The 4,171-nt window shown below is 64.9% G+C and carries 5 protein-coding genes; 2 read left to right on the top strand and 3 right to left on the bottom strand.

The genetic code is table 11. The features are described from left to right. Positions 1-390 (top strand): tetratricopeptide repeat protein (locus tag ACREC7_RS15935; RefSeq protein ID WP_431556672.1); only part of this gene is annotated, 390 nt, incomplete at its 5' end. 14 nt (positions 391-404) lie between these two features. On the opposite strand, the gene ACREC7_RS15930 is transcribed toward ACREC7_RS15935, so the two are convergent. After that, the gene (locus ACREC7_RS15930; RefSeq protein WP_431556671.1) at positions 405-911 is read right to left on the bottom strand and encodes a GNAT family N-acetyltransferase; all 507 of its coding nucleotides are present in this window, start codon (positions 909-911) and stop codon (positions 405-407) included. A gap of 356 nt (positions 912-1,267) precedes the next feature. Here ACREC7_RS15930 and wrbA point away from each other — a divergent pair, with 356 nt between their 5' ends. Continuing rightward, on the top strand, positions 1,268-1,882 hold the full coding sequence (gene wrbA, locus ACREC7_RS15925; RefSeq protein ID WP_431556670.1) for an NAD(P)H:quinone oxidoreductase: 615 nt from the start codon (positions 1,268-1,270) through the stop codon (positions 1,880-1,882). 161 nt (positions 1,883-2,043) lie between these two features. On the opposite strand, the gene ACREC7_RS15920 is transcribed toward wrbA, so the two are convergent. Both ACREC7_RS15920 and ACREC7_RS15915 read right to left on the bottom strand, forming a co-directional pair. Continuing rightward, the gene (locus ACREC7_RS15920) at positions 2,044-2,529 is read right to left on the bottom strand and encodes an NUDIX domain-containing protein (protein WP_431556669.1); all 486 of its coding nucleotides are present in this window, start codon (positions 2,527-2,529) and stop codon (positions 2,044-2,046) included. A 29-nt stretch (positions 2,530-2,558) separates the two neighbouring features. Then, positions 2,559-3,233 (bottom strand): hypothetical protein, encoded by a 675-nt coding sequence (locus tag ACREC7_RS15915; RefSeq protein ID WP_431556668.1) that lies wholly within the window; start codon positions 3,231-3,233, stop codon positions 2,559-2,561. Positions 3,234-4,171 lie beyond the last annotated feature (938 nt).

Genomic DNA, 4,171 nt, shown 5'->3' with positions numbered 1-4,171 from the left:
GACTACGATCGCGCCACCGAACTCGAGCCGAAGCAGGCCTTCGCCTACGGCAATCGCGCCTTCGTCTATATGAGCAAGGGAGAGCACGACCGGGCGCTCGCCGAATACAGCCGCGCAATCGAGCTCGATCCGCGCTTTGCCAATGCCTATAGGGGCCGCGCCGAATTGAACCGCAAGATGGGCAGATTGGCGGAAAGCCTGGCCGATGCCGAGCAGGCGCTTTCCCTCGATCCGAAAAACCCATTCGCGCACGACACACGCGCCCACATTTTGGCAGCGCTCGGCCGTCGCAACGAAGCCATCGCCGAATACAAGAAGGCGCTCGCCATCAATCCCGACCTGCAAGAGAGCAAAGATGGATTGAAAGCTCTTCAGTCCGGCAAGCCTTGACGGGCGCGGAACTCTCAGGCCGCCTTTGCTTGCACGAGGCCCACGGCGTTGCTGAGCGCTCCCGCCACCAGATCAAGCGCAAGCAGCCGTGCCGGATCCACCGGGCCCGGCAGCCTGATCTGGCCTGGCGGCACCGGCACGAAGCCGAACCTGCCGTAATAGGGCATGTCCCCCACGAGCACGACGAGGCGGAAGCCTTGCGCGCGCGCGCACGCAAGCCCCTCCGCGACGAGCGCCTTGCCATAACCTTTGTCTTTGTGCACGGGATCCACGACGAGCGGCCCGAGCAGGAGGGCGCTCCCCTCCCCGCCGATGGTGACCGCGGTGAAGCGGATACCGCCCACCAGCCGATCGTCGAGCCAGGCGGTCAGGGCGAGCGATGACACGGGGGCCACGCCTTCGCGGATGCGATAGGCCGTGCGCCCGAAGCGGCCAGGTCCGAAGGCCTGCGCCGACAGCTGCGAAAGGACCGCAGCATCTTGCTCAGTTTCGACGCGGACTTGAAAATTCGCAGCGTGCATGGAGGCGTATCCCGAACGGCTGATGGATCATCGGTCCCTCAGCCGCAAAGCGGGCACCGGACGCTACCAGGAAATTGAGGATAAGCGAGGTGTCAGCGGCGAGGGGCAAGCGGCAGCGCGGAGCGCGCGCGCGCTCGTCGTCGCGAGAACGTTTCTCTTTGGACTCCTGGCCTCATGGCGGAGCTGCCATATCACGCAAGCATTTTCCGGTCCAGCGCCTTGAGCTGTGTCAATTTGAGACGCGTTTTCCGTGAGTTGTTGTCGCGCGGTGCGCGCGCTTTTCATCTAGATTGCTATATTGACGGGGGAGGGGCGGTTCGGTGTACCTCCTTGCAAGGCGCGAGGAGCAAGGATCTATGGCCAACACGACGCGACTTCTCGTTCTCTATCACAGCTCCTACGGCCACGTTGAAACGCTGGCCTATGCCGTGGCCCATGGCGCCCGCGCCGTCGACGGCGTGCAGGTGAACATCAAGCGCGTGCCGGAGCTGATGCCGGAGGAGATCATGCGCAGTGCCGGCATGAAGGTCGATCAGCCCGCCCCTATCGCCGACCCGCAGGAGCTTGCCAACTACGACGCGATCATCTTCGGCACGCCGACCCGCTTCGGCAATATGAGCTCGCAGATGCGCAACTTCTTCGATCAGACCGGGCCGCTTTGGGTGGAGGGCGCGCTGATCGGCAAGGTCGGCAGCGTGTTCACCTCGACCTCGACCGGCGGCGGCAACGAGACCACCATCGCCTCCGTTCATTGGACGCTGCTGCATCACGGCATGATCGTGGTCGGACTTCCCTATTCCGCACCCGACCTCGCCGACGTCAGCGAGTTGAAGGGCGGCTCGCCTTACGGTGCCGGGACCATTGCGGCGCCCGACGGCTCGCGCCTGCCCTCGCAAAAGGAGCTCAACCTCGCGAGCTTCCAGGGGCACCACGTGGCGAAGATCGCCAAGCGCCTCGCGACCAATCCGTAACCTACAGTGCGGCGAGCTTCCGGGGACACCCACCTCTCCCCTGCGGGGAGAGGGAGACTGCTCCGCTCGCGGAGCAGTCGGGTGAGGGGGAAACAGAGTTCCTTGCATTGGAACTCCCTCACCCCAACCCTCTCCCCACTGGGGAAAGGGAGACTTTCGATTCACCACATCTGGCTGATCGGCGACCCGTCGAAGATCTCAGCGAGCCGGTTACGCGTGCCGGCGTCGGTCTCGTTCGGCAAATCCCTGCGCGCGAACATGCCGGTCTCGGCGATCTCGCCGAGCTTGCGGTAGTTCTCGTTGCGCTGCCAATGGCGGACCACGAAGACGGCGATGTGGTCTCCCGGGAAGCTCGTGAAATTGCCAAAGATTCCATGAAATTGCGCCGGCTCGATGAGACTGACGCCGACCTCTTCTTCAAGCTCTCTCGCAAGCGCCGTCTCGATCGTCTCGTTCCATTCGACGCCGCCGCCTGGGAAGAACCAGCCTGGCCGGTAGCCATGACGCACGAGGAGCACGCGGTCCTCGCCATCGATCACCACCCCTTGCGCGCCGAGCGTCAGCCCTCGCCGCATCCGCCAGAATGGACGCAGCACTTTGGTAAGGCCGCGCATCGGCGGCGCAGCGGATTTTTGCGCCGGCTTCAACCTTGCCTCCTCGCTCCCGCGGTCAGAGGCTATGGCTGGCTCTTGGGAGCATCGCTGTTCGGGCTCGGCGCTTCCGGTGTCGGGTTCGGCGCCTCCGGTGTCGGTGTTGCCGGCGCCGGCGAAGGTTCTGCGTTTGACGGTTGCACCGAGAGGCCGAACAGCCGCCAGCGGCCCTCAACTGCCTGATACAACAGCTCGAAATTGATCTGCACCGGCTGCGTCGGGAAATAGCCCTTGATGTTGAGCATGCCCTTGTCCTGGTCGAGCACCGGGGTCTCGGTCAATTGCGGGCTTATGAGGCTCACCACGGATAGGTCCACGTTGCGCGAAGCGAAGTCGGAGAAGATCTGGCTGAGGCGCGCGGCTGAATTGGCTTCGCGAAAACCCGGCGCGCCCCTGTCGCGCAGCACCGTGTAATTGCCGGTCTGGATGGCATCGTTGAGCGTGTTCAGGGTGGTACGCACGAGAAGCACGATCTTCTCGCCGTCGGGCATCACCACTGACGGCGCCGATGGCGGCGCCGGCTGAGCGGGAGCCTGCTGCTTGGTCTCGACCTTGGGCTTCGGCTTGGCGACGGTTTTTGCCTTCGATTCCCCCGGTGCGGGAGCAGGTCCTCGCTGGGCTAGGGCCTGGCCGCCGAAGGCGAGGAGGAGGACGAGGCTTGCTGACAAGGCGGCTGCGCAACGCATGCTTAACTCCGTCATGGCGGGGCTCATTCCCGATTCACGATTTCCAGTAAATCCGGCTCAGGCGTGGTGGTTGGGTCTATATCATCCCGACAAGCCGAACGGAAATCTCCATTCAACGCCAGGCTTAGCCTGTGCTCCGTCTACGCCCCAAGGATCCTGGCACCTGCTTCATCCCTCCCCGTAATGGGGAGGGTGACGAGCCCGGCATCTTTGCCGGGATCGCCGGGTGGGGTGATGCGCTCCGCCCCACCCCGACGCCGCCAAAGGCGTCGTCGGACCTCCCCACGAGGGGGAGGTAGGGAGTCTGTTACTGCGCTACGACCAGACAGGCGTTCTCCTCGCCGCGACGCGTCTCAGCGCCCGGTGGTTGAGGGGGTGGCGCGCCGAAAAGCGCAATCCTATGGTTCCGCGATCCTTGCGGATCGCGGCGGGCGCCTCTCGGCGCGCCACATGCGCTCAAGCAGCGAAGCGGTAGCGCATGCTCATTTGCGGCGATTTAGCGACGCGCGGACCCCGCTTTCGCTTGGGTGCGGAACGCCCCCGTTGCAGAAGAGCGAACCGCCGCAACGCGCCTTTAGAGGCGGATCGGCCTCGGCGCGTCCATTTTGCGCTCAAGTAGGGCGAAGCCCGGTAGCGCAAAATACAAGTCGTCAGCCAGCTCCTGGCAGGGCTTCTTAGTGAGCCCGGGGGGAGCCCCGCCGCCGCCCGAGTGCCGGCTTTACGCCGCCGGCCCGCAGGGCGCCGCACCTCGTCCCGCCTCACGACGCCTCGCGATGGCGCCCCTCAGTGAACGAGGTGCGTGCAGGATAGTTGCGGGTGTGGACGCGGGGATAAGTTTTCCTACCTCCCCCTTGTGGGGGAGGTCCGCCGTCGCCCTCTTGGGCGACGTCGGGGTGGGGCCAGGCGCCTCACCCCACCCGGCGATCCCGGCTTGAAGCCGGGCTCGCCACCCT

This window comes from Methyloceanibacter sp., from assembly GCF_050728395.1.
In the GTDB taxonomy this organism is placed as follows: domain Bacteria; phylum Pseudomonadota; class Alphaproteobacteria; order Rhizobiales; family Methyloligellaceae; genus Methyloceanibacter.
The sequence above is the reverse complement of the archived record's forward strand: the minus strand, read 5'-3'. Positions and strand labels throughout refer to the sequence as shown.